The 23,894-nt window shown below is 60.8% G+C and carries 21 protein-coding genes; 9 read left to right on the top strand and 12 right to left on the bottom strand.

Features of this window, described 5'->3' with window-relative positions; all coding sequences use genetic code 11:
• Window positions 1-3 precede the first annotated feature (3 nt).
• The 9 genes from EI291_RS18090 to EI291_RS18055 all read right to left on the bottom strand — a co-directional run bounded on the left by EI291_RS18090 (window position 4) and on the right by EI291_RS18055 (window position 9,478).
• Window positions 4-3,225, bottom strand: a complete 3,222-nt coding sequence (locus EI291_RS18090) for an efflux RND transporter permease subunit (RefSeq protein ID WP_125423340.1) — start codon at window positions 3,223-3,225, stop codon at window positions 4-6.
• A 3-nt stretch (window positions 3,226-3,228) separates the two neighbouring features.
• A complete protein-coding gene (locus EI291_RS18085; RefSeq protein ID WP_125423337.1) occupies window positions 3,229-4,377 on the bottom strand; it encodes an efflux RND transporter periplasmic adaptor subunit in 1,149 nt (382 codons plus the stop codon).
• Window positions 4,361-4,969, bottom strand: a complete 609-nt coding sequence (locus EI291_RS18080) for a hypothetical protein (protein ID WP_125423334.1) — start codon at window positions 4,967-4,969, stop codon at window positions 4,361-4,363. The genes EI291_RS18085 and EI291_RS18080 overlap by 17 nt, the downstream gene beginning before the upstream one ends.
• Window positions 4,969-6,213 carry a TolC family protein gene (locus EI291_RS18075; protein WP_125423331.1) on the bottom strand — a complete coding sequence of 415 codons (1,245 nt, stop codon included), beginning with the start codon at window positions 6,211-6,213 and terminating at the stop codon, window positions 4,969-4,971. Before EI291_RS18075 ends, EI291_RS18080 begins: the two co-directional genes overlap by 1 nt.
• Before the next feature lie 96 nt (window positions 6,214-6,309).
• Entirely contained in the window at window positions 6,310-6,843 is a 534-nt protein-coding gene (locus EI291_RS18070; protein WP_125423328.1) for a heavy metal-binding domain-containing protein, read from the bottom strand.
• A gap of 40 nt (window positions 6,844-6,883) precedes the next feature.
• Window positions 6,884-7,717 carry a DUF305 domain-containing protein gene (locus tag EI291_RS18065; protein ID WP_125423325.1) on the bottom strand — a complete coding sequence of 278 codons (834 nt, stop codon included), beginning with the start codon at window positions 7,715-7,717 and terminating at the stop codon, window positions 6,884-6,886.
• Between the two features lie 47 nt (window positions 7,718-7,764).
• The gene (locus EI291_RS18060; protein WP_125423322.1) at window positions 7,765-8,706 is read right to left on the bottom strand and encodes a heavy metal-binding domain-containing protein; all 942 of its coding nucleotides are present in this window, start codon (window positions 8,704-8,706) and stop codon (window positions 7,765-7,767) included.
• 45 nt (window positions 8,707-8,751) lie between these two features.
• On the bottom strand, window positions 8,752-8,883 hold the full coding sequence (locus EI291_RS23375; RefSeq protein WP_262697285.1) for a hypothetical protein: 132 nt from the start codon (window positions 8,881-8,883) through the stop codon (window positions 8,752-8,754).
• A 127-nt stretch (window positions 8,884-9,010) separates the two neighbouring features.
• Entirely contained in the window at window positions 9,011-9,478 is a 468-nt protein-coding gene (locus EI291_RS18055) for a hypothetical protein (protein ID WP_125423319.1), read from the bottom strand.
• A 390-nt stretch (window positions 9,479-9,868) separates the two neighbouring features.
• Here EI291_RS18055 and EI291_RS18050 point away from each other — a divergent pair, with 390 nt between their 5' ends.
• Window positions 9,869-10,708: a trypsin-like peptidase domain-containing protein gene (locus EI291_RS18050; protein ID WP_125423316.1), complete on the top strand. Its 840-nt coding sequence runs from the start codon at window positions 9,869-9,871 to the stop codon at window positions 10,706-10,708.
• Window positions 10,709-10,799: 91 nt separating this feature from the next.
• Here EI291_RS18050 and EI291_RS18045 read toward each other — a convergent pair whose 3' ends face one another.
• A complete protein-coding gene (locus tag EI291_RS18045; protein ID WP_125423313.1) occupies window positions 10,800-12,512 on the bottom strand; it encodes a DUF262 domain-containing protein in 1,713 nt (570 codons plus the stop codon).
• 116 nt (window positions 12,513-12,628) lie between these two features.
• Between EI291_RS18045 and EI291_RS18040 the strand changes: the two genes are divergently transcribed.
• The 4 genes from EI291_RS18040 (at window position 12,629) to EI291_RS18025 (ending at window position 17,513) form a co-directional block, all read left to right on the top strand.
• Window positions 12,629-14,062, top strand: a complete 1,434-nt coding sequence (locus EI291_RS18040) for a hypothetical protein (RefSeq protein ID WP_125423310.1) — start codon at window positions 12,629-12,631, stop codon at window positions 14,060-14,062.
• Between the two features lie 162 nt (window positions 14,063-14,224).
• Window positions 14,225-16,489 (top strand): heavy metal translocating P-type ATPase, encoded by a 2,265-nt coding sequence (locus EI291_RS18035; protein ID WP_125423307.1) that lies wholly within the window; start codon window positions 14,225-14,227, stop codon window positions 16,487-16,489.
• 11 nt (window positions 16,490-16,500) lie between these two features.
• Window positions 16,501-16,878, top strand: coding sequence for a cupredoxin domain-containing protein (locus EI291_RS18030; RefSeq protein WP_125423304.1), 378 nt, complete (start codon window positions 16,501-16,503; stop codon window positions 16,876-16,878).
• On the top strand, window positions 16,875-17,513 hold the full coding sequence (locus EI291_RS18025) for a helix-turn-helix domain-containing protein (RefSeq protein WP_240635590.1): 639 nt from the start codon (window positions 16,875-16,877) through the stop codon (window positions 17,511-17,513). The genes EI291_RS18030 and EI291_RS18025 overlap by 4 nt, the downstream gene beginning before the upstream one ends.
• On the opposite strand, the gene EI291_RS18020 is transcribed toward EI291_RS18025, so the two are convergent.
• Window positions 17,510-18,835 carry an FRG domain-containing protein gene (locus tag EI291_RS18020; protein WP_125423301.1) on the bottom strand — a complete coding sequence of 442 codons (1,326 nt, stop codon included), beginning with the start codon at window positions 18,833-18,835 and terminating at the stop codon, window positions 17,510-17,512. The genes EI291_RS18025 and EI291_RS18020 overlap by 4 nt on opposite strands.
• Window positions 18,836-19,022: 187 nt before the next feature.
• Between EI291_RS18020 and EI291_RS18015 the strand changes: the two genes are divergently transcribed.
• The 4 genes from EI291_RS18015 to EI291_RS18000 all read left to right on the top strand — a co-directional run bounded on the left by EI291_RS18015 (window position 19,023) and on the right by EI291_RS18000 (window position 22,919).
• Window positions 19,023-19,652, top strand: a complete 630-nt coding sequence (locus EI291_RS18015; protein WP_125423300.1) for a DUF305 domain-containing protein — start codon at window positions 19,023-19,025, stop codon at window positions 19,650-19,652.
• Between the two features lie 100 nt (window positions 19,653-19,752).
• A complete protein-coding gene (locus EI291_RS18010; protein WP_205701628.1) occupies window positions 19,753-20,721 on the top strand; it encodes a DUF4396 domain-containing protein in 969 nt (322 codons plus the stop codon).
• A 98-nt stretch (window positions 20,722-20,819) separates the two neighbouring features.
• A complete protein-coding gene (locus tag EI291_RS18005) occupies window positions 20,820-22,070 on the top strand; it encodes a hypothetical protein (protein ID WP_125423295.1) in 1,251 nt (416 codons plus the stop codon).
• A gap of 153 nt (window positions 22,071-22,223) precedes the next feature.
• Window positions 22,224-22,919 (top strand): hypothetical protein, encoded by a 696-nt coding sequence (locus EI291_RS18000; protein ID WP_125423292.1) that lies wholly within the window; start codon window positions 22,224-22,226, stop codon window positions 22,917-22,919.
• A 541-nt stretch (window positions 22,920-23,460) separates the two neighbouring features.
• Here EI291_RS18000 and EI291_RS17995 read toward each other — a convergent pair.
• A complete protein-coding gene (locus tag EI291_RS17995; protein WP_125423289.1) occupies window positions 23,461-23,892 on the bottom strand; it encodes an arsenate reductase ArsC in 432 nt (143 codons plus the stop codon).
• Window positions 23,893-23,894 lie beyond the last annotated feature (2 nt).

The raw sequence follows: 23,894 nt of genomic DNA, 5'->3' as shown, positions 1-23,894 counted from the left end.
AAGCTAGGCGCTGGGCTGCACCGGATTTAGGTCAGTGGGAGGCGTGAGGGGCTGGGCGTCCAGCTCCTGCGGATGGGCATCAAGCCCCACTTCCCGGTGGCCACGCTGGTACTGGGCCAGGGCCTTTTCGCCCACGAGCCAGAACACCACGGGCGTTACCACGATGTCGAGGAAGGTGGACGAGAGTAGGCCGCCCAGGATGACGGTGGCCACGGGGTAGAGAATTTCCTTGCCGGGCGCATCCTTAGCCAGGGTGAGCGGCACCAGGGCCAGGGCTGCCACCAGGGCCGTCATCAGCACCGGCACCAGGCGTTCCAGCGAGCCGCGGATAATCATCGCCTTACTGAACCGCTCGCCTTCGTGCTCCACCAGGTGGATGTAGTGCGAAATCATCATGATGCCGTTGCGCGAGGCAATGCCGGTGAGCGTGATGAAGCCCACCAGCGAGGCAATGCTGAACGTGCCGCCCGTGAGCAGCACCGCGCCCACCGAGCCGATGAGGGCCAGCGGAATGTTGAGCATAATCTGCCCCACCATCAGCCCCGACTTGAAGTGCGAGTAGAGCACCAGGAAGATGCCGGCCAGCGAAAACAGGCTCAGCCAGAGAATCTTTTGCGCGGCCGACTGCTGGCTCTCAAACTGCCCGCCGTAGGTCAGGTAGTAGCCCGCCGGCAGCTTCACCTGCTGCGCGATGCGGGCCTGCACTTCCTTGACGGTGCTGCCCAGGTCGCGGCCCGCCACGTTGAGCGAGACGGTGATGCGGCGCTGGGTGTTTTCGTGGTTGACGGTGTTGGGGCCTGGCTCATAGCTCACGTCGGCCACCTGGCTTACCGGAATCAGCGCCCCCGAGGGCGTTTCGATGCGGGTGTTGGCAATGGTGGCCACGTCGTTGCGCTGGGCTTCGGGCAGCTTCACAATCAAGTCAAAGCGCTTTTGCCCGTCGAGCATCTGCGACACCACATCGCCCTGAAACAAGGTCTCCAGCGTGGCCACCACCTGCCCGCGCTCCAGGCCGTAGGCGCGCAGGGCCGCGTCGCGGGGGCGCACCAGCAGCTGCGGAATTTGTACCTGCTTCTCCACCTGCAAATCGACCACGCCCGGCACCGTGCCGGCCGCCGTGCGAATCTCATTGGCATACCGGCGCAATTCGAGCAGGTCGTTGCCGAATACCTTGATGGCGACCTGGGCCCGCACCCCCGAGAGCAGGTGGTCGAGGCGGTGCGAGATGGGCTGGCCGATGTTTACGTTCACACCGGTGATGAGCGCCAGGCGCTGGCGCAGGTCGGCCAGAATCTCGTCGCGGCTGCGCATCTTTTTTCCCTCTCGTTCCAGTTCCTCCTCGGTCTTGAAGGCTACTTCGATTTCCGAGTTGTTCACTGATTCGGCGTGCTCGTCCAGCTCGGCGCGGCCGGTGCGGCGGGCGGTGTAAGCCACCTCGGGCAGCTGCAGAATCTGCTCCTCGCCCAGCGTGCCCAGCTTGTTCGACTCGGTAAGCGAAGTGCCGGCCGGGGCCGAGAAGTTGACCGTGAGCGAGCCTTCGTTGAAGGGCGGCAGGAACTCCGTGCCGAAGAAGGGCACCAGCGACAGGGCCACGGCAAACAGCAGCCCCGTCACCGTGAGCACCAATTTCGGGTGGCCAAGGCCCCAGTTGAGCAAGCCGGTGTCTTTGCGCTTGAGCCAGCGCACCAGGCCTCCCTCCTGCTCGGCCATCCGAATCTGCTTCATCTTGGGCAGCAGGTAGTAGCAGAGCACGGGCGTCACCGTCAGCGACACAAACAGCGAGGCCACGATGCTAGTGATGTAGGCAATGCCCAGCGGCGCGAAAATGCGCCCTTCCATGCCTTCCAGTGCAAACAGCGGCAGGAACACCAGCACCACGATGACGGTGGCGTACACGATGGAATTACGCACTTCCGACGAGGCGGCGTAAATCACTTGCAGGGCCGGCCGGGGCTGGGCCAGCTGCTGGTTTTCGCGCAGGCGGCGGAACACGTTTTCCACGTCCACGATGGCGTCGTCGACCAGCTCGCCGATGGCAATGGCCAGTCCCCCCAGCGTCATGGTGTTGATGCTGATGCCGGCCGCGCGGAACACCAGCGCCGTGACCAGCAGCGAGAGCGGAATGGCCACCAGCGAAATAAACGTGGTGCGCACGTTCAGCAGGAAGGCAAACAGCACGATGACAACCAGGATGGCCCCGTCGCGCAGGGCCTCTTCCACGTTGGTAATCGACGACTCGATGAAATCGGCCTGCTTGAACAGGCGCGTATTCACTTTCACATCCTTGGGCAGCGAGGGCTGCAGTTCCACCAGGGCCTTTTCCACCGCCTCGGTGAGGCCCACGGTGGCGGTGCCGGGCTGCTTCTCGATGCTCAGAATCACGGCCGGCTTGCCGTTCACGCTGCCGTCGCCGCGCTTAAAGCGGGCCCCGAAGCTCACGGTGGCAATTTGCTTGACGCTGATGGGCGAGCCCTGCCGGTAGCCGACGATGATGTTTTCGATGTCCTCGACCGAGCGCAGCCGGCCCAGGTTGCGAATCAGTACTTCCGAGCCGTTGCGGTCGAAGAAGTTGCCGGTAGTGTTCAGGTTGGAGCGCCGCAAGGCCTCTTCTACCTGCGTTACGGTCAGGCCCGTGGCGTTGAGGCGGGGCATGTCCAGCAGCACCTGGTACTGCAGGTTGTCGCCGCCGATGGGGATGACCTGGGCCACGCCGGGAATGCTGAGCAGGCGCTGGCGCACGGTGTAGTTGGCCAGCGTGCGCAGGTCGGCCGCGTTGGTTTGCTGGCCGCCCGAGAGGCCCACCAGCATAATCTGGCCCATCACCGAGGAAATCGGGCCCAGCACCGGCGTGATGCCGGTGGGCAGCTGCCCGCTCACGGTTTGCAGCTTCTCGGCCACAATCTGGCGGGCGGTGAAGATGTCGGTGCCGTAGTCGAACTCCACGAACACCATGCCCAGGCCGATGGCCGAGTTGGAGCGCACGGCCGCCACGCCGGTGGCCCCGTTCAGGGCCGTTTCCACGGGCAGCGTCACCAAGGCCTCTACTTCTTCGGGGGCCATGCCGGCCGCTTCCAAAAACACCGTCACGCGGGGGCGGTCCAGGTCGGGCAGCACGTCCACCGGCAGCTGGCGCGCCGTGAAGGTGCCGGCCACCAGCAGGCCCACGGCGAAGGCCAGCATGAGCAGGCGGTTTTGCAGGGCAAAACGGATGATTCTATCCAGCATCCTTTATTGGTTCAAGTAGATGGATTTGAGCTGGTAAGTGCCCACGCTCACCACCCGGTCGTTTTCGTTCACGTCGCCGGCCAGCAGCACCGTCTGCTCGCCGTTGGCCGGACCGGGCTGCACGTAGCGGATGTTAAAGGTTTCCGGGTCGCTGTGCACGAAGACCACCGGCTTGCCGTTCAAATCGGTCAGCGCCGACGTGGGCACCACCAGCTGCTTTTTGCCGCCGTCGCTGCGCCCCAGCACCTGCACGTTCACGGCCTGGCCGGCGCGGAAGAGGTTGCCGCCGGCGTTGTCGAGTTCGAGCACCAGCTGGCGGGCCTGGTTCACGGGGTTCACCACGTTGCTGAACACCACCAGCCGGGCCGGGGCGCTGCCGGTTTGTCCCTGCAGGCCTTCTACCCGGAACTGGGCCCCGGCCGGAATCTTGTCCAGGTCCTGGGCAAATACCTGGGCTTCCACGCGCAGCTTGCCGGGGTTGAGCACCCGAAACAGCTCGTCGCCCTGGGTGACTTGCTGGCCCACGGCTAGGTTGAATACGTCCACCGTGCCGCTGATGGGCGAGGTAATGGTGACGCGGCGGGTGCGGGCCTGCCCGTTGAGAATGGCCGCGTTCTGGCGGGCCTGGCGCAGGCGCAGCTCGGCGGCCACCACGTCCTTGCGGGCGGCAATGTCGGCAATGGTCTGCAAGCGGGCGTAGTCCTGCTGGGCGGCGCGCAGCTCGGCCTGGGCGTTAGCGCGCTCGGTGCTCAGGCCAATTTGCTGGGTGGCATCGAGGGTCTGGTCGATGACGGCCAGCGCCTGCCCGGCGCGTACCGACTGGCCCACGCTCGCGGCCAGGCTCACGATGCGCCCGGTTTGGGGCACCACCACCCGTCCCTCGCCCCCGGCTGCGGGCGCTACGGTACCGTAGAGGGTAAGGCGATTATACGTATTGGAATAGCTGGCCAGGGCCGTGCGCACCCCGAACAGAAACTGGCTTTCCTTGGGTAGGGCCACGGCATCGGTCAGGGCCACGCCGGTCGAGGCGTGCGCGGCGTCGCCGTGGTCCTCGCCCCCGTGGGCCCACAGCGCGGCGGGCGGGGGCAGCAGCACAGAAAAGGCCAGACCCAGGGCGGCCGTAGCGGCGAGAAACTTATGCGTGGTTTTCATAGACGGCAGGAGTTGAAGGGGAAACGGGGGCCGCCGGGCGCCGGCGACGCATCACCAGGGCCGTGGCCGCAATGCCCAGCGCGAAGGCGCCAAACAGCAGCAGCACGGTTTTCCAGGAACCAATGAGGGGCGCGGCCGCCGGGGCCGCCGCCGCCACGGGCAGCAGCTTGCCCACTTCGATGCCGGAGAGCAGCATCAGGTCGGCTTTGTCGCCGGCCACAATGTTGACGGCTAGGCTGTATTTCTGATTGGCTGGAAACCGGCCTTCCACCAAGTAGGACCCCGGGGACTTTTCGCTGACCACGAACTTCAAGTCGGCCGCCTCCGGGCAGGTGATGGTCAGCTTGGCGCCTTTGATGGGGGCGTTGGTGGCGTAGTCCGACACGAACAGGCGCATGTCGGCGTCCTGGCCCTTTTGCAGGGGCTCGTAGCGCAGCAGCAGCTCGAAGCTTTCGGACAGCGCGGCTACCGAGAACGTGGTGGCCACCGGGCCGGCCGAGGGCTTGGCCGCGTCGCCGTGGTCTTCGCCGCCGTGGGCGCGGGCCCCGGTGGCCAGCAGCAGGGCCAGCAGCAGCAGGAGAAGGTTTTTCATTATTGTCCCCGCAGGTAGTTAAGTTCAACGATGGCCTGACGGTAATCCCGGATGGTGGTCAGGTAGGTATTCTGGATGGTGAAAGCCTGGTTGAGGCTCTGAATCAGCACGAGGTAGCTGATTTCGCCGGCCTTGAACAGGCGCTGCGACTGGCTGATGATGGCCCGCGACTGGGGCAGGCCGGTCTGCTCGTAGTACGTGAGCGAGGCGGCAAACTTGCGCGTATCGGCCAGGGCCTGCTGGTACTGGGTGTTCAGGTCGAGGCGCTGCACCTGCAGCTGGGCCTGGGCGGCCTTGCTGCGCGCCGTGGCGGCCTGCAGCTGCGAGCGGTAGGTCCAGAACCAGAGGGGCACCGACACCCCGAACTGAAAGCGGTACTTGACCACGGAGTTCTCATACGCCTGATTCTGATAGCCCAGCGTCAGCGCCGGCGCGCGCCGGGCCCGCACCAGGCTGATGCCCGACTGGCTGAGGGCTACGTTCTGGCCGTAGTAAGCCAGCGTGGGGCTCAGCGCCACGGCCGCACTGTCCTGGCTGGGCAGCGTGGCCAGCAGCTCGGCGCCGGTGCGGGCCAGCTCCGGCCCGGTTTGGCGCAGGTCGGTTTCGGTGGCCAGGTCGGCGTCGGGCTGCCCCAGCAGCAGGCCCAGCCGCCGCTGGGCCGAGCGCTGGTCCACGCGGGCTTGCTCCAGCTGGTTGCGCACCTGCTGGGCTTCCGCGTCGGTGCTCACCCGCTGCAGCGCCGTTACCTCACCGGCTTTGAACAGGCGTTCCGTGGCTTGCCGCAGGTTCTGAAACAGGCTGTCCTGGTAGGTCAGCTGGCGCACCTGCGCTTCGGCAAACTGCAGGCGCAAGTACGCCTGGCGCACGTCGCGGCGCACGGTGGCGCGGTTCACGTCCAGGCCCCGCTCGGCCAGGGTGATGCCCGCCTGGGCAACCTTGGCTTGCCGGCGATACACCGTGGGCAGGTCAATGGTTTGCACCACCCCCGGGGCCCACCGCTCGCCCGTGGGCGCCGAAAACAAGAAGTCGGGGTTGGTGGGTGAAAAGCTGCCGCGCTTGAGGGCGCGCTGCTCCTCGATTTCCTGGGCCGACTGGCGCAGGCGCGGGTGCTGGCGCAGGGCCTGCTGTTCGGCACTGTCCAGCCGCACGACTATCTGCTGCGCCCGCGCGGGGGCCCGCAGCCCGAGCAGCAGCAGGAGCACGGCCAGGCCGGGCAGGCGAAAGCAAACGGGAAGGTGATTCATGAGTAAGGGGTGGGCTCCGAGGCGGCCCACCGGCGCAGGCCGGTGGGCAGACGGGAACTCGTGATAGGAAATGCGACCGGGCTGGCCGCGCCACGGCTAGGATTTTTTAACCAGGGCCATGCCGCATTTGGGGCATTTGCCAGGTTGCGCAGCGGCCACATCTGGGTGCATGGGGCAGGTGTAGGCCGCTCCCACGGCCTGGTGGCCGCGGGCTTCGTCCAGCTTTTCAAAGCGGACCGTCATCGTTTTACTGTCGGCGGTGGTGAGGGTGACGATGGCCGTGCGCACCTTGGCCCCGGCGGGCAGCTTGGCCGTGAGGTGGTCATCCCCGGCCAGGGTGAGCGGAAGCGTAGTGGTGGCGTTGTTGGTTTGCTGCACCATCACCGAGCCTTTCATGCCCTTGTTGGGCACGGGGCTCATCTTGGCCCCTAGCAGGTAAAACGCCAGCTCGGTGGGCTGGGCCACTAGTTCGAGGTGGTAGGGGCTGGCCGAGCGGACCACGCCCCCGTGCGGGGCCACGTGGGCGTGGGTTTCGCCGGCCGCCATTTCGGCGTGCTGCTGCGCGTGCGCGGCCAGGGGAGCAGCGACCAGGAAAACCAGGCTGGCTAGGAGAGAGCGGAAAACATGCATGGTACTGGGGTACTGAGGGTAGTGGGCGTAGGGTCGCGGGTTAGGCTTTCTTAACCAATTCCATTTCGCAGGTCGGGCATTTGCCCGGCTTAGTGCTTTGGCTGCCTTCGCAGCCCATCGGGCACTCGTACACGGCTGCGGTAGGCTTCATCTTGTCGGCATTCTTGGCGTGCCAGGCTTTGAACTGCTCGATTTCCTTCTTCTGGGCGTCAATCATTTTCTGCGCCATCTCCTTAAGCTTGGTGTCCTTGCCGTGGGCCAGCTCGGCTTCGGCCATGTCCATCGCGCTTTGGTGGTGCACCGTCATGAGCATGTTGAAGTTCATGTCCGGGTCAGCCACCAGCGTGGGCATGTTCTTCATCATGTGGTCCATGGACGTCTTCATCTGGGCGGTGAAGGGGTCGGCTGGGTCCTGGGGCTTGTAGTTGGTCGGGGCGGCGTCGAGGCGCTCGGCAATGGGCTCCAGCTCCCCGATTTCCTTCTGCTGGTCGGCTTTGATTTTCTCGGCCATCTGGCGCATGGTGGCGTCTTTGCCGTCGCGCAACTCAATGTCGGCCATGGCAACGGCGCCCTTGTGGTGCTCCATCATCATGTGGGCAAAGTCGTGGTCGGTGTTGCCTTTCGGCTTCATCGCGTCCATCTTGGCCATCATTTCATCCATCGAAGCCATCAGGGGCGAAGCCGCGGCAGCACCCGTGCCGGCGTGGTTCATACCGGCATGGTCCATGCCGGCCATCCCGCCGCTGGCGGCCGCAGAATCGGCCGGGGCCGAGGTGGTTGCCGCCGTGGTATCGGCTTTTTTATCGGAGTTGCAGCTACCCAGCAGCAGGGTGCCCGAACAGAGGGCGGCGAAGAACAATGCAGACTTTTTCATGGGGTTTGGGTTGGATTGAAAGTGAAAAATGAGCGGTGTGGCGCGCGTTAGGCCTTCACGTTGATGGTGAAATCACCGGTGTGAATCTGCCCGCCGTGGTTGAACTGCAGGAACACGCGGTACAGGCCGGGCTTTTCGAAGTTGGTGTTGAAGCCGATGACCGGGCCCTTGTCGGCTTGCTCGTTGGGGTGCACGTGCAGGTAGTTCTCCGTGTCCTCGCTGATGACCACCACGTGGCCCAGCGCCCCGAGGTAGTTGTCGAGGTCCGTTACGGGCTGGCCGTTCTTGCTCAGCGTGATTTTCATGCCCAGCAGCTGGCCCACCTTCAGCTCCTTGTCAAAGGCCAGCGTAGCCTGGTAGCCATCCTGCTGCCACTGCAGCTGGTCCTTGCTGAACTTAACGGGCGTGTATTTCGGCCCCTGCACGCTCACTACCTGGCGGCCCAGCTGATGCCCGGCGCCGGCGGGCGTGTAATCCTGAAACAGCACGTAGTCGCCGCCCTTGGCGAAAGTGAACGGCACCTTGTAGTTGCCGTCGGCCGTGAATTCGGGGTGCTCGTGGTAGAAGGCCGAGAGGTCTTTGCGGACGACGATGAGGTGAATCTTCTTTTCGTGAACCACAGCCAGCGGCACCGGGGCCGCCTCGTGGCCAACTTCCTGCGGGGTATACGTGAGCGTAGCGGGCTGGCCGGCTACCAGCTGCATCGGCTGGGGCTCGAACTTCATCTGGTAGCTCTTGCCGTTGCTGACCTGGTCGTTGTGCACCAGCGCCATGCCGCACTTGGGGCATTTCTCGCCGGGCTTGGTGCTGGTCACCTCCGGGTGCATGGGGCAGGCGTAGGTGTGGCCCCCGGCGTGCCCGGCCGTGGAGTCGGGGCCCGCAGGAGTCGTAACGGTATTGCTGGCGTTGCTGCTCGCGGAATCGGAGGAGCAGCTCACGGCGGTAAACAGGCTGGCGGCGACCAGCGCGGGAATGAGAAGGCGGTTCATGACCAAGATTGTGATGGGAAGAAATGGGGCGTTAGCGCCCGGCGGCTACGCCTGCCACTGCTGCCAGAGCACGAAGCCCAGCGCGGCAGCTACCACGGCGTAGAGTAGGTAAGAGAGCCAGCGACGGCCCGGCCCCGAGGGGGGCGGTGCACCAGCCTCCTGGCAACAACTCTTCATCGTTGGGGAGGGAAATACCAGAAAAGGAAGGGAGGGGGGCGGCCTGGCCGCGCCGACAAGCAAACGAAAAGGCCCGCCCCGGACATAGCATAGCTATGCCGGCGCGAGCCTTAGCGCGTCGGAAGAATCAGACAGTCAGCGACCGAATGAAAATACGGATGTCGGGTATTTTAGGCGGCAGGTGCCCCCGAGGCACCAGGGTTACCGCGCGGGTGCGGTCCCATTTGCCGGCCGCCGGCCGGAAATGAAACTCGATGGCCATGGGCAGCACGGCCGGGGCGGGTACAAGCAGTTGCTTCTGCGCCGGGGAAGTCAGGGACGAAAGCAGCGAGGCCGACTTGTCTTTGCAGCAGTCGTGGCTGGTGGTGCCTTTGGGCGAATGCCCTTTGTGCTTGGCGAGGTTGTCGGCCGGGGCACCGTGGCCGTGGCAGCCCGGATGCGTCGGCTTCTTGGCTGCCGGGTGGTGGGCCAGCTGCGGTGCGGCTGGGCCGGGGTTCATCGTAGCGCACCAGCACTGCCCTACGAACACGTTGACGAAGACGAGCAGGAAGCTCGTCGCCAGCAAACGGCGGAAGGGGAAGAGGCTACGGAACATAACAGGGCACTAGGCAACCGCAAAATTAGGATTATCCTACGGAAGAAGCGTGACGGATACTGTACCCCCAAAGTTGCCGGATGGTTCCGGAAGCCAGCACCAGCGGGTATGGGCAACAGGATAAAATGCCGCTACTGAGCATCTCAGAGCGGTTTGCTCAAGGCGTGGATGAGCGGCAGACCGCACCCGAACGCAAAATTATGCAAGTGCCCTGCGTGATTTTGTAAGTAACGCGCGGCTAACTGCCTGATAAAGTTACGAGGAGCTGGAAATAATATGGGGCCATTTTCCAAGTCGGTCGCTGGATTTCGTATTTATCTGTGAGAGGGGTGATTAGGAAGTCTTTCCTGATGCTCTGACCAATAACTTAATTTTTCACCTTTTCAGTTTATGGCCATTACGCCGGAAAAGCTGGAGCTTTTACAGATTAAAGCTCGGCAACTTGGTATCGCCACCGATGCGATACTTCAATCAACTATTCAGTTCTACTGGTATAATGAAGATAACCAGTTTGAAGCCCTCGGCAGCGGTGTACTGCTGACCGTCGAAGGCCGGTACTTTGTGGCAACGGCTGCCCATGTCATAAAGGGGGCTACCGACAACACCTATGTCGTCCTGGGTGGCCACGAAGTTAAGCTGGCTGGCAAGTGGAGTTCTACAAAACCAACCGTCATCGACTTGGCGGTGCTTGAGTTGAGCGACGCCTCCCAGATAACGGATTTGCAGCAGGCTTATCGGTTTCTGACGCTGGACGACTTGACCTTGCGGCAGAAGACCCTTACCGGCAACTACCTACTGGTAGGTTACCCAGCCACGAAGACCAAGGTATACGGCGGGGGCGTACATCCGAAGCCGTATTTTCTGCAAGCAGCGGAAGCGAATGATTTCGACTTAGCTACGAAGCAATTACAGCCGGCGGCTCACTTGGTGCTCGATGCCACGGGGCTCGTAATTGCCGCCAGCAACCCCGACCCGCACAAAACGCCGGACCTAGAAGGTATCAGTGGCGGTGGTGTGTGGGACACGGGCAACTACCTTCGGCGCGACCCGGCTCAGGAGAAGAAGTTGGCGGGCATCATCACCGAGGAAGTGAAAAGCGGCCGGGGGCGGCAACGGCATTTGTTGGTTACGCGCACGGCCGTGTTGTTGGAGTACATGCGCCAGGCCTTTGCCTTGAACATTCCAGCCTCTACGACCATAAAGGCCCGGGTAACGCAGGGAGATTCATAGGCATAGTGCTTCAAGCATAATGCAACCGGGGCTCAGCAACAAGGAAGTACCTGTTGCCGAGCCCCGGTTGCGTTGTATTGAGGGGAAGTACCTAGTTGGCTGGCACTGCCCAGTAGGCTTTGGCGAAGTCAACAATACGCTGCTTACGGACGAGAATCTGTGACTCCCCCCATTGGCCCTCCGCATGTAATACGCTCGCAATTTCCCGGTCAGCTAAGTAAGGCGACTCTGAAAATATTTCGGGGTATTCGTGCGGTAAGGTATTGTTTTTACGAGCGTTCGGACCCTGCATGAGCAGCGCCAGATTGCCCAAGTTATGTAGCCGCGTTTCCCTGAATTCCTTCGTGTAAGTCACACCGACGGGGTTCTGGGGCGTGATGTGGTCGAGTGTTTGCTCCCAGTTATTCTGCTCCCACACATTCAAAAAGTCAGCCCCGGCTACAGGCCGGCCGTTGGGAGATTGCCGACGCAGGTGATTCTCATATTGCCACAGCAGGTAACGCGTAACGCGGTGGTAGTGATTGTTGCCCTGCAGGTGGTCATCGAACCACTGCGTAAACGCCCACCAGTCGCGAAACCCATTGTGGGCTTGTTCGAGCAACGTTTCGCGCAGTTTGGGTGCCTCGCCGGCGTAGTTCTTGGCAACCGCGTGAAAGTCATGGCTGCGATACGCGCCCGTCGAAAACTCAAACTTGAAATTGATGATTTCCATGAGCCGGTACAAGGCTTCGCACTGCGCACGGTCGCGGCTATGGTAGCGTTCAATTTTAAGAATGAGGGGCCAGTTGTCTTCGGCCCGCAAAAACAGTAAGCCCGTCACGTTACTATTCCCAGCAGCCAGGTGTTCTATCTCACGCACAACGTAAAACGAGCGGCGTAGACTGTCGCAGTACGCTGTAATCCAGTCGGCTTTTTCGTCAGGACCTGCCCGCCGCAATCCTCGCTTGACGTTCTCGAAAGCATCTTCCCAACTGGGACCGAAGGCCACGTTATGGTAGCGCAGTACAGTGTCCTCGCCCAGCCGAATTTCTTCGGTGCGCGCGTAGATGTCGGCAAATACCCGCTCGACGTGCTCGATGGTGCGTGCCGCTCCGTTGGTAGTGTCATCCAAGTAAGCGCGGTGCATGAGGTATGCCTTGAGCTTTTCAAGCGTCGTTAACTTGATGCCGCGGTCGTTTTGAAAAGCGAAAATCTGGGTAGCCCGCACCTTGTCGGTTTCCTCGAATGCGGATACGCTAGCGGTGGCCAGCAGATGCGCCCAGCGAAGCAGCGTGGCCGGGTCAGTTTCTTCGGCCAGTGCTTCCTGCAGCACGCGTTGCGCGTCTTGCAGCCGTTGCTGTGACTGGCGGGCCGGGTTTGGCTCTGCGTCGGGCATCCGCTTCACAAAGGCTCGGTGAAAGTACTCATCGTCTTCTGCGACGGTTCGAAACCGCCGCACGCTGCGGCGCATCAAGTAGCGCTCCTGCCAGCGCCACAGCTCCACCGGTCCGCCATCCACATCTATCAGTTCCGCACCACCGGCTATCCGCTTCTCCAGTTCCGCAATCAGGCAGCTGAAGAACAACGCTACCGTAGTCAGGCGCTGTTGTCCATCGATGACGTAGTAGCTTTTCTTTTTGGGGTCGGGGCGCTCTAACAGGAAATGGCCTAAGTAGTAGTCTTTACCCTGCGGTTGTTCTCGCAAGTCGGTCAGCAACTGGTTTAGCTGCTTTTTTGTCCAGGCGTAGGCCCGCTGATAAGGCGGAATTTCGTACGTCGCATCGTCGCTAGCAAACAAGTCTTCAAATTTGGTGGGATTGAGCATGGGCTACGGGAGGTAATCGATTAAGATAGGCAAGGAGCGAAACGAAGCTCTTCGGTGTTCTTATCTCTTGACTGCCTGAAAGTAGGCAAGCTTGATTTCACTTACCCCAACAGCCTATGGCATCTTTACCTAAAAATCCTGGCGGCACTCCGGCCGAGCAGTATCTCGCCCAGCTGGGCGAACGGTCTTTCCTGACGCTGTGGAGCTACGCCAGCCCCTTCCGTGACCAAAGCGCCAGCGCTACAGCCAGCGAAGGCAAGGAGCTATGCGACATGCTGGTGGTGTTTGATGAGCACGTCATCATCTTTTCCAGTAAACACTGTGAATATCCCACGACTGACGACCCGGTGCTTAACTGGACCCGCTGGTACAAGCGAGCAGTAGCAGCGGGGGCCGACCAACTATACGGGGCCGAGCGATGGCTGAAGCAACATCCTGACCGGGTGTACCTCGACAAAGAATGCCAGCATCCGTTTCCGGTGCCCTTACCGGCGCCCGCCGCTATGAAGGTGCACCGCATCGTGGTGGCGCACGGCGCCTCGGCACCTTGCCAAGCCGAATACGGTGGCACGGGCAGCCTGATGATTGATAACCGAGTGGTCGGGGCAGCGCACTACGACACCCGGCGGTTTAAGCCCGAGCCGTTTACTCTGGGGCTAGTCGACCCTGCTAAAGAGTACGTGCACGTATTTGATGATGCGTCGCTGGCCGCCGTGATGCGCATGCTGGATACCATCTCCGATTTTGTGGCGTATCTGGAGAAGAAGGAGGAATTGCTGGCCAAGCGCGGACTCAAGGTATGGGCTGCCGGGGAGGATGATTTGCTGGCTTACTACCTGCGCAATACCGACCACGACGAAAACAGCCCCACTTTTGGCCGCCACATCTTCCCGGTGTCGCCGGGCTACGAGGGCCTGCACATTGAAGAAGGATTTTGGGACGGCTTCATTCACAGCGAACAGCTCCAGGCCCGGATTGCGGCTGACCAGGTGAGTTACGCCTGGGATGGCCTAATCAAGTATATCTACGAAAACACCGGAGAAGATAAAGCTCACCCTCTCAGCCATAATTCTTCCTTCACTGACCGGGAAGCAGCTCTGCGCATTATGGCGCGTGAGCCCCGGCTCAGCCGCCGAATGCTGGCCCGTGCCTTCCGGGAAATGATGGTCAAATCAGAGCCGGACGAGCATCGAGTGCGGCATACCGGAGCTTTGGAAGACAGCGGTGTGCAGTATATTTTTCTGTTGTGGCCCCGGCACGAAGGTCAATCCAAAGCGGAATATCGTGCCGAACGGTTCGAGATGCTGCAAGCCTACGGACTGGCGGTGAAGTTTCGGAATTTTGGCAAGACGAAGAAGTTTGTCGGTATCGCTACCGAGGCCGGCGGGTTTGAGGCGCTGGAAAGCTACGACCTGATGTATTTGGAAGGCGATGAATGGGACGGGCAGGAACGGGCGCTGGCCGAGCAGGCCAATCTCATGTTCTTTCGTAACCCTACTGCTTCCACGTCGCACGAGGACGAGTACCCGGAAACCGACGAAAACAAGTAAGCAGAGGCGTAGCCATACGCAGCTGTTAACCGTCAAATTATGCAAATCTCAGGCAGTATTTAGTACCAACTTCCTTCGCAGAGGGCCGTTCCTTTGTCGGGTGATTATGGGCCTTGTCTACTGAGTAGCTGGTCCCAGTAATTGCGTAATAACCTACTAGTTATGGAGCCGACCACCAAGACCGAAACCCTCGACATTGAAGGCATGACCTGCGCTTCGTGCGCGGCGTTCGTGGAGAAGTCGCTGAGCCGCACGCCGGGCGTGCAGCGGGCCATGGTCAACTTTGCTACCGAGAAGGCCACGGTGGACTATGAGCCCGCGCAAGCCTCGCCGGCCACCCTGAAGCAAGCCGTCATCAACGCTGGCTACGGCGTGGCCGAGCGTGCCCCCGACACCAGCGCCGCCGAGCGCAGCGCCGAGATTGACCGCCAAAAGGCCCTGGCCTACCAGAAACTCAAGCGCCGCTTCTGGGTGGCCGTGGGCTTGGCCGTTATCATTATGCCCTTGAGCATGCTCATGCTTTGGCCGGCCATGATGGCGCGCGTGAACATGCAGTGGCTCAACTATGCCCTGCTGCTGCTCACGCTGCCGGTACTGCTCTACAGCGGGCGCGAGTTCTACGAGTCGGCCTGGAACGGTTTCAAGCACCGCGCGGCCAACATGGACACGCTGATTGCCGTGGGCACTGGAGCCGCTTTCCTGTATAGCGTGGCGGCCACCGTGGTACCCGACTTTTTCACGAGCCGGGGCCTGATGCCGGAGGTGTACTACGACACCACGGCCACCATCATCGCCCTGATTCTGCTGGGTAAAGTGCTGGAGATGCGCGCCAAAACGCAAACTTCGGCCGCCATTCGGAGCCTGATGGGCCTGCAGGCCAAGACCGCCCGCGTGGTCCGTCCCGACGGGGCCGAAGTGGACGTGCCCATTGAACAGGTGCAACTGGGCGACATCGTGGTGGTGCGGCCGGGCGAGAAGGTGGCCACCGACGGCCTGATTACGGAAGGCAGTTCGGCGCTCGACGAGGCCATGCTCACGGGCGAAAGCCTGCCGGTGCAGAAGCAAACCGGCGACCCGGTTTTCGGGGCCACGCTCAACAAGACCGGCTCGTTCCGCTTCCGGGTGACCAAAGTAGGCGCCGATACCATGCTCTCGCAGATTGTGAAGCTGGTGGAAGACGCCCAGGGCAGCCGCGCCCCCATTCAGCGCCTGGCCGACAAGGTCAGCGCCATCTTCGTGCCCACGGTGGTGGTCATTGCCATTTTCACCTTCGTGCTCTGGTTTGACCTCGCGCCCGTAGAGCACCGCCTGCCGCTAGCCTTGGTCAACTTTGTGGCCGTGCTCATTATTGCCTGCCCCTGCGCGCTGGGGCTGGCCACGCCCACGGCCATCATGGTGAGCACCGGTAAAGGTGCCGAGCACGGCGTGCTGATTCGCAACGCCGAGGCGCTGGAAAAAGCGTATCAGGTGAACACCGTGCTGCTCGATAAAACCGGCACCATCACCCGCGGCGAGCCGGCCGTGACCGACTTCGTCGCCCCGGACCAGGATTCAGCGCGCCTGCTGCAATTGGTGGCCGCCGTCGAGCGGCAGAGTGAGCACCCGCTGGCCGAAGCCGTGGTGCGCTACGCCAACGCGCAGGGCGCGGGCAGCCTGGCGGCCACCAGTTTCCGGGCTGTGGAGGGCAAGGGTGCCGCTGCTACTGTAGACGGCCAGGCGGTGCTTATCGGCAACCGCCGTCTGCTTACCGAAGAAGGGGTGCAACTTTCACCCGAACTGCTCGCCCAGGCCGAGCAACTGCTGGCCCAGGCCAAGACCGTGCTTTATGTGGCCGTGGCCGGGCAGGCCGTTGGCTTGGTCGGCGTGGCCGATACTGTGCGCGACTCCTCGGCTGCCGCCATCAAGCAGCTGCAAGCCCTGGGTATCGAGGTAGTGATGATGACGGGCGACAACCCGCAGACGGCCGCCCAGGTGGCCGGTCAGGTGGGCATTACGCGTTACTTCGCCGAGGTGCTGCCCCAGGGCAAGGCCGGCAAGGTAAAGGAGCTGCAGGGCGAGGGCCGCACCGTGGCCATGGTGGGCGACGGCATCAACGACGCCCCGGCGCTGGCCCAGGCCGACATTGGCCTGGCCATCGGCTCGGGCACGGACGTGGCCATGGAAGCCGCCGGCATCACGCTCATGCGCTCCGACCTGAGCGGGGTCGTGACGGCCATTGAGCTGAGCCGGCAAACCATCCGCACCATCAAGCAGAACCTGTTCTTCGCCTTTATCTACAACACGCTGGGTATTCCCATTGCGGCCGGCCTGCTCTACCCCGTCTTCGGCATTCTGCTCTCGCCCATGCTGGCCGCCGGGGCCATGGCCCTGAGTTCGGTATCGGTGCTGACCAACTCGCTGCGCTTGCGCGCCTTCAATCATCACTAATTCTTCTTGCCATGGATACGACCGCCCTCATCGTGACCATCGCCGGCGTCGGCCTGGCTGCCTTCGTGCTGTGGTACTTTTTCTTTTCGGCCCGCCAAACGGCCAGCGCTGTGTCCACCTCGGGGGGCGTGCAGGAAGTCGCCATTACCGTAAAAGGCGGCTACTCGCCCGATGTCATCGAGGTGGAGCACGGCAAGCCCGTGCAGCTGAGCTTCTACCGCGACGAAGAAAACAGCTGTTCGGAGGAGTTGCTGATGCCCGATTTCAACATCCGCCGCGACCTGCCGGCCTTCAAAACCACGCTGGTGGAACTGCTGCCGCAGCAGACGGGCAAGTTCGAGTTTACCTGCGGCATGGGCATGCTGCGGGGCAGCCTGGTGGTGAAATGAGTACGCATCCCATGAAAGCGGACATCAGCGTTGCGCACGTACTGCCCTTGCCCGATTCGCAGCGACTGCTGATTAAGAACATGGTGTGCCCGCAGTGCATCCGGGTGGTCAAGGAAGAGTTGGCGGCGCTGGGCCTGCACGTGCACCGCGTGGCCCTGGGCGAGGCCGACGTATCGACGCCCGACGGCGCGGCCCCCGACTACGCCGCCATCCGCACCAGCCTGCACGAGGCCGGTTTCGAGCTGCTGGAAGACCCCCGCGCCCAACTTGTGGACCGCATCAAAACCCTGCTGGTGGCCCTAATTCATTACCCGCCGCCGGGCCCGCGCCTGCTGAATTACTCGGATTATTTGGTGGAGCACCTGGGCAAGGACTACCACTATCTTTCCCATTTGTTCTCCGCTTCCGAGGGCCTCACCATCGAGAAGTTTATCATCCGCCAGAAGGTGGAGCGGGCCAAAGAGCTGATTGGCTACGGCGAGCTAAGCATCGCCGAGGTGGCGCAGCAACTAGGATACAGCAGCCCGGCGCACCTCTCGCGGCAGTTCCGGCAGGTGACGGGCCTCACGCCTACCGAGTTCCAGAAGCTGGGGCCGGCCTCGCACGCGCGCCGCAGCCTGGATTCGCTGATTTAGTCGAACTCAGCCGCCGTCATGTCGAAGATGGCCCATACTACTTCCCGCAAGTGCTCCTGGTCCTGTTCGGGAAAGATAAAAGCATCGGTGATGCCAAGTTGGGGCAACCGCTGCCTAAGGTGAGGTAACAGGGCTTTGTTGATATTAAAGCAGTGAGAATAGGAGTGAGCAGCTTCCGGATTATCTTGTATTACCTGCTCATGCACCACATACTCCATTGGTTCAGTGGACGAACTGTTCCAGGTAAAGACCCCTTTTTGATTGATGACGTTAGGATTGTTCTCCAAGCCGATATGAACGGAGTCGTCGCCCTGGTCTGAAAAGTAGGAATTGGGAATCCGCTTTAGGTGCTCAACACGGCAGATGTAACTGGTAAGGCCTCCCCCAGGGAATGAAGCACGCGCCCAGCGGATGGCGGCGGCATCGTCGTTGGCGAACTTATCCAAATTTTCATCCGAGAATGTGTACGAAGCGCTGGCCATGATACCTCTACGCTGTTTGAGCGCTTCCACGCTGGCCTTGAACATCTGCTTTATCAGAGGCAAATTACCCTCGATGCTTACAGTCACCATTTCCCGCAGACCTGCTTGAGCAAAACCTTGCTCCTGAATGAAGTACACGCTAACGTAATTGTCGATTTCGCGCGCAGGTCGGGGTTGTGCTTCCGTTGCCCCTAACGCCGCAAAATAGAGAGCTACCGGAAAGCTGTAGGTCCAGTCGAGTAAGGGCGTTGGGCAACTGTAGTGCTGTAGAATGCTTAACACGCTCACATCGTTTCCCGAATCACCCCCATTGGCTTCGATGTACTTGGCCAAAAGACCGCCACAGTATATCCGGGCGTTAGCCATTAGCCTTTCCAGAAACAACTGGTGGTCGGTAGGCTTCGTTTCCCGCTTGTTAATTATCCAATTCCGCTGCAAAGAGCTATACAGCATGAATTTAGCTTCGTTTATTCCGCGAAACAAGTGGTCGGTTTTAGGGGCAAATTCGGTAATGAGCGCCTCCAACTCCGCTACAGTGTCAATGCGCTGTTGGTCAAAATAGTTGTCCTTTTGCACAAAGGATTGATACATAGACAGGTGCTCAGGATGCAACAGCGGCGGTAGTAATTGACTGCCGTATTCGGCATTAGCCAAGGCACGTACCCGAGAAGTTAGCGTGCTGGGGTCAACGAGTCCGCTGCCATCGGGCATCTCCCGAACCTGCATTAATTCCTCTACCAATGGCTTGTCAAGAAGGGTTTTCCAGCCACCACTCTGCCCCCATTCCCACAGCAGTTTAATTTTTTGGTCAAGAAGAAGATGTTCTGGTGAGGCGCCCATAAGTCGTAGTTAGCTGTAGACAAAGAAGGTGGCAAGGTTGACTACTGCAGTTTTCAGTCAGTAGAAACCCTGCTCAGCACTGGCAGGTCATATGCAGAAATTATGCAAGAGCTGGTTGATGCAGTATAAATCTCGCACCAGAGCCAGCCGTTTCACTAATCAGCAAATTTCCCTCAGACCTGATTAGATGAAAAAGATACTTCGCTTCCCGCTGCTGGCCGCGTTTCTTGCCTTGGCCTCCCTCCCATCCTGCAACAAGGACGACTCTGACAGCCTGAAAGTACAGGCCCACGACGACAACGTGTTCATGAAGCAGATGCATGCCATGATGGACCAGATGATGGCGATGCAAAAAACGCAGGACCCCGACCACGACTTTGCCATGATGATGAAAATGCACCACCAGGGCGCCATCACCATGAGCCAGGAAGAGCTGCGCAGCGGCAAAGACACCGACATGAAGCAGATGGCGCAAACCATCATCACCAAGCAGCAGGCCGAGATTCAGCAGTTGGATGCTTTCCTGAGCAGCCACACCCCGCAGCAGCCGGCCGTGCCGGAGTTCAACGCGAAGCAGATGGAAAGCATGCAGCGCATGATGCAGGCCAATGACCTGCGGCCGCTCACCGGCGACATCGACTTTGATTTCGCGCAGCTCATGGTCGACCACCACCGTAGCGCCATCGAGAATTCCCAGGCCGAACTGGAATACGGGCGCACCGCAACCATGAAAACCCTGGCGCACAACATTATTGACGACCAGGAAATGGAAATAAAGGACTTGCAGGCCTGGCTACTGGCCCACAAGAAGTACTAGCGCTGTCCCGCAGCAGCACGGTAAGCAGGGCGGCCCATAGGGCCGCCCTGCCTGTTTCCAGCATTTTATCATCGCCTTTTGACTTCCGTTTATGTCTCCCATGCACGCTACACCCTGGGCACCCGAATGGCTTTTGTGGGGTTGGTTCGGCCTCACCCTGTTATCCGTTGCCTATGTGGCCTGGGACCTGTTTACCAGTACCCCGGAGATGAAAGTGATGAAGTGGGGTTGGGTGCTGGTCACGCTTTACACCGGGCCGGTTGGGCTGCTGGTCTACTGGTTTTCGTGCCGCGAGCCCGCCCCGGGCACCCACGAGCAGTTTGTGGCCCCACTCTGGAAGCAGGCCGTGGGCTCGACGATTCACTGCGCCGCCGGCGACGCGACCGGCATTATCGTGGCCGCGGCCATCACCGGCTATTTCGGCTTAAGCATGGGCACCGACATCTGGGTTGAATACGCCGCCGGCTTTGTGTTCGGACTGTTCATCTTCCAGGCGCTGTTTATGAAGGACATGATGAACATGAGCTACGGGCAGGCCCTGCGTAGCTCCTTCCTGCCGGAATGGATGTCGATGAACGCCATGATGGCCGGCATGCTGCCTACCATGGTCATCCTGATGACGCGCGACATGCGGGCCATGGAGGCCACGTCTCCCTGGTTCTGGGCGGCCATGTCGGCCGCTACGCTCGTGGGCGTGGTCGTTGCCTACCCCATCAACTGGTGGCTGGTGAAGCACAAGCTCAAGCACGGCATGGGCACCGAGCGGGCGTTGGGTAAGGGCGGCAGCCCCACCGCTGCGGAGCATGGCCACGCCGGGATGATGATGAACGGAATGCCGCCCGCTACGCCCGCGATGGGCATCAGTGCGCACGCCGGGCACGCCATGCTCAGCATGCGCCCCACTGGAGATGACCACGTACCGGCCGGGCGCAAAGCACTGGTTACCCTGCTCAGCCTGCTGTTGTTGGCGGCCAGCTATTACGTGGCGGCCCGGTTCGGCGACCTGTCGATGCGACCCGGGCCGCCCATGCACATGCCAGAAATGGCTATGCCCGGCATGACGCATTAAGCCGGGCGTGGGCGCCAACTGGCCGAAATTTTGGCGGGCCGGTTGGCGGGGCACGGGCTTCTGCGCATCTTAGTAGTTACATCGTATCCCACCCCAGTATGCCCGCACCGCTACCGCCTCTTATCCAGCAATACAAGGCCGATTCCGAGTCCGTTTACAACACCTGGTTCATCAACAACGAGGAGCGCCTGAAGGCGTTTCGCTCCATCCGGCGCGGGGTGCAGCAAGTCGTTAAGGACATCAAGGCGGGCAGCTTCGGCAACGACTTCAAAGGGACGTCGCTGGAATTCGTGCTCAGCGTCATCAGCGAGCAGAAGCAGGTGTTTCAGGGCGCGGCTCACCCTTTTTATTGGAAGCCCAAGCTGCGCATTCCTGACATCTACGAGCATGAGGAAAACAAGCGCGCTTTCGGCCAATTCTTGGAAAGCTGCCTGGCGGCTACCACTGAGCAGCAGTTGCTGCGCGAAATCGATTTGCTGGACCGTCGCAAAATCAAAGGGCTGGGCCCGGCTGTGGCCAGCATCCTGTATTTCCTGCACCCCACGCTGATGCCGCCCTTTAACACGGCCATCGTCAACGGGTTCAACGCGCTGTTTGGGGAGAAAATCAAGCTGGGTTCCTGGTCGGAATACCTGCGCATGCGCGAGCGGCTGCGCGACCTAAACCAGGAGCACCGTCAGCACCTGAGTCTCGATTACGGCGCCCTAAGCGGCCTGCTCTTCGACGTGGGCGTGAAGAAGATGATTGCGGGCGACCAACAGTTTGCCAGCGACGAGGACCGCGACAAATACCAGCAGCAGGCCCGCAAACGCCACCAGGAGGTGCAGACCGAGGCCCAGGAAGAAAACCAGCACACCGAGATGCAGCACCATCTGCTGCGCGTGGGCAAGGCCCTGGGCTGCGACGTGACGACGGCCATCAACGACCGCAACCGAATATGCGCCGGCCAGAAGCTCTCGTTTTTGTGCCTCGACCAGCATCCCGAGCTGCCCGTGTCGGCCGAGGTGGCCACCACCATTCGCCTGATTGACGTGGTGTGGTTTGCGCCCGGCACCAACCGCGTGGTGGCCGCCTTCGAAGTGGAGAAGAGCACCAGCATCTACTCGGGCATTCTACGCCTGACCGACCTGGCTTTCTCCATGCCCGAGCACGAGACGGCGCTCTACCTGGTAGTGCCCGACGCCCGCGAAAAGGAAGTGCAAGCGCAGCTCTCACGCCCCGCCATCCGGGCCGCCGGCGCCACCATTCGCTACATCCTGTTTTCGGAGCTGCGCCAGCACTGCGAGGCCTTGTGCAAGTTTGGCGACTCGCCGGCGGCCATGCTCAAAATTGCGCGGGCAGTTGCTTAGCAAAGAGCGATGATTACAAATAATCTATGGCGAATAATGCCTTATCGGAAGGCTGCAATGAATATTTGCAAGCACACCAGCTATTTTTCCCGACGGGTGTATTGGCACCTTTCGGAAGTATTTGAGTACGAGTTAGGCTTTTCGGAATTAGGGATGACAGACCTCTTCGTGCTGGAGCTGGTACGTTTCTCGCAACGCGTGGCCCCGTTTCAAGTGCAGGTGTACAAAACCTCTTGGCCGGTCGAAAAGCCGTTTGGCAACGACATTGATTTATTTGTGCAGGATGCAACGGGCCAATACGATTGGTATGCGTTGCAGGCGAAGGTCATGTCGCATGAGGGCGTTTTCAACGACCTGAAGGTTAAGAAAGCCGGAACGGTAGAAGAACAGTGGCACAAATTGTTGCTGCATGAGTACTTATTTGGTAGTCAAGCCTTTTATCTGCTCTACGTAGGAGAGTCGAAAACCAATTTCCCCACGGCGGCACCTATTTGGACTGACTGCCGTGGACCAGCCTCCATTGCCGATTTTGACTTGACGTTGGTAAAGGCGCTAGACATCATGAACACGGTCAGCAGCAGTTCGCCCATGCCATTTAGTGCTGTGTTTCCGGACTATGCGGAGCCGCTTCGTTCTCTTTTCTGCTGCCCGCGCACCCCGTCGCCAACGGCTAAAAAGTTCAGCCGCAGGGACATCTTGCCACCCATCTACGAACAGGTGTATGCGCGCGATAAATCGGCCGACCCGTACCGGGGCTATAATCATCCGGATAATTTTCGGTCGGATGGCTTCGCTCCTATCCGTATTCTCATTGACCTCAACGCAAACGCTGCGGATGAGAACACCTAAGCTGCGGGAGAGCCACAACTAAAAAGCCCGCCTACGATAGGCGGGCTTTTCGTTGGTACTCCGGGTTGGCTCACTTCCGGCAATCAACCGGGCAGGCCGGGCTGGGCGCGCAGCTACTGGGCTTGCACGTAGCGGTGGGGGTACACGAGGCCGAGCAGGTGGTTTTGACCTTTGCTTTCGGGGCTTTGGCCTTCGGCGTGCCGGCACCGGCAAAAGCGAGCGAGGACGTAGCGAGCAGGGCCGCAAGCAGAATCTTATTCATGGACGAAACGTAAAAAGTGAGTAAAAAGCAGGTGGAGTGTTCAAGGTATTAGGCCGCAAACAAAGTTAAATCCTGCGCCGCTGCTAGCATTTTTTTGCTAAAGCCAACTGGCCCGGTCCCACTTGACCAGCCGCTGCTGAATTAGAGGATACCGCCTTCCGCAACTCCGCCACCGGTATTGGCCGATGCTTTCGTCTTTGGCATTGGCCACCGCGTGCCGCCACCTGCCAGCGTTTCAGTCGCTGCCATTTCCTCAGCCCACAAGCTGTTGTGTCTCCCTTACCTTGTTTGAAACTGCGTCTGCACGAAGTCCTGGGCATATGCCTTCACCTGGTCGCGCACGCTGTTAAACTGCTGCGTAATTTCTGCCTCGCTGCCCGTGGCTTTCGCCGGGTCTTGAAAGTTGTGGTGCAGCTTTTGGGCTGACGACGGAAACACCGGACACACCTCATTGGCGTGGTCGCACACGGTCAGTACATAGTCAAACGGCACCGCCGCGTACTCGTCCACGTGGTTGCTGGTATGATGAGAGATGTCCACACCATCGGCGGCCATTGTCTGCACCGCTCGCGGGTTCAGCCCGTGCACCTCCACGCCCGCGCTGTACACATTGGCCCGGTCGCCAAGTAGTTGTTCCAAATAGCCGTGCAGCAGTTGGCTGCGGCAGGAATTGCCGGTACACAGCACCAGCACGTTTTTCTTGTCAGACATGG

Source organism: Hymenobacter rigui, from assembly GCF_003944715.1.
In the GTDB taxonomy this organism is placed as follows: Bacteria; Bacteroidota; Bacteroidia; order Cytophagales; family Hymenobacteraceae; genus Hymenobacter; species Hymenobacter rigui.
This window is presented reverse-complemented; position numbering and strand designations above follow the sequence as displayed.

Excerpts from the sequence above, each read along its gene's own strand:
- EI291_RS18090 (WP_125423340.1), bottom strand. The coding sequence starts at position 3,225 with ATGCTGGATAGAATCATCCGTTTTGCCCTGCAAAACCGCCTGCTCATG.
- EI291_RS18085 (WP_125423337.1), bottom strand. The coding sequence starts at position 4,377 with ATGAAAACCACGCATAAGTTTCTCGCCGCTACGGCCGCCCTGGGTCTG.
- EI291_RS18080 (WP_125423334.1), bottom strand. The coding sequence starts at position 4,969 with ATGAAAAACCTTCTCCTGCTGCTGCTGGCCCTGCTGCTGGCCACCGGG.
- EI291_RS18075 (WP_125423331.1), bottom strand. The coding sequence starts at position 6,213 with ATGAATCACCTTCCCGTTTGCTTTCGCCTGCCCGGCCTGGCCGTGCTC.
- EI291_RS18070 (WP_125423328.1), bottom strand. The coding sequence starts at position 6,843 with ATGCATGTTTTCCGCTCTCTCCTAGCCAGCCTGGTTTTCCTGGTCGCT.
- EI291_RS18065 (WP_125423325.1), bottom strand. The coding sequence starts at position 7,717 with ATGAAAAAGTCTGCATTGTTCTTCGCCGCCCTCTGTTCGGGCACCCTG.
- EI291_RS18060 (WP_125423322.1), bottom strand. The coding sequence starts at position 8,706 with ATGAACCGCCTTCTCATTCCCGCGCTGGTCGCCGCCAGCCTGTTTACC.
- EI291_RS23375 (WP_262697285.1), bottom strand. The coding sequence starts at position 8,883 with ATGAAGAGTTGTTGCCAGGAGGCTGGTGCACCGCCCCCCTCGGGGCCG.
- EI291_RS18055 (WP_125423319.1), bottom strand. The coding sequence starts at position 9,478 with ATGTTCCGTAGCCTCTTCCCCTTCCGCCGTTTGCTGGCGACGAGCTTC.
- EI291_RS18050 (WP_125423316.1), top strand. The coding sequence starts at position 9,869 with ATGGCCATTACGCCGGAAAAGCTGGAGCTTTTACAGATTAAAGCTCGG.
- EI291_RS18045 (WP_125423313.1), bottom strand. The coding sequence starts at position 12,512 with ATGCTCAATCCCACCAAATTTGAAGACTTGTTTGCTAGCGACGATGCG.
- EI291_RS18040 (WP_125423310.1), top strand. The coding sequence starts at position 12,629 with ATGGCATCTTTACCTAAAAATCCTGGCGGCACTCCGGCCGAGCAGTAT.
- EI291_RS18035 (WP_125423307.1), top strand. The coding sequence starts at position 14,225 with ATGGAGCCGACCACCAAGACCGAAACCCTCGACATTGAAGGCATGACC.
- EI291_RS18030 (WP_125423304.1), top strand. The coding sequence starts at position 16,501 with ATGGATACGACCGCCCTCATCGTGACCATCGCCGGCGTCGGCCTGGCT.
- EI291_RS18025 (WP_240635590.1), top strand. The coding sequence starts at position 16,875 with ATGAGTACGCATCCCATGAAAGCGGACATCAGCGTTGCGCACGTACTG.
- EI291_RS18020 (WP_125423301.1), bottom strand. The coding sequence starts at position 18,835 with ATGGGCGCCTCACCAGAACATCTTCTTCTTGACCAAAAAATTAAACTG.
- EI291_RS18015 (WP_125423300.1), top strand. The coding sequence starts at position 19,023 with ATGAAAAAGATACTTCGCTTCCCGCTGCTGGCCGCGTTTCTTGCCTTG.
- EI291_RS18010 (WP_205701628.1), top strand. The coding sequence starts at position 19,753 with ATGCACGCTACACCCTGGGCACCCGAATGGCTTTTGTGGGGTTGGTTC.
- EI291_RS18005 (WP_125423295.1), top strand. The coding sequence starts at position 20,820 with ATGCCCGCACCGCTACCGCCTCTTATCCAGCAATACAAGGCCGATTCC.
- EI291_RS18000 (WP_125423292.1), top strand. The coding sequence starts at position 22,224 with ATGACAGACCTCTTCGTGCTGGAGCTGGTACGTTTCTCGCAACGCGTG.
- EI291_RS17995 (WP_125423289.1), bottom strand. The coding sequence starts at position 23,892 with ATGTCTGACAAGAAAAACGTGCTGGTGCTGTGTACCGGCAATTCCTGC.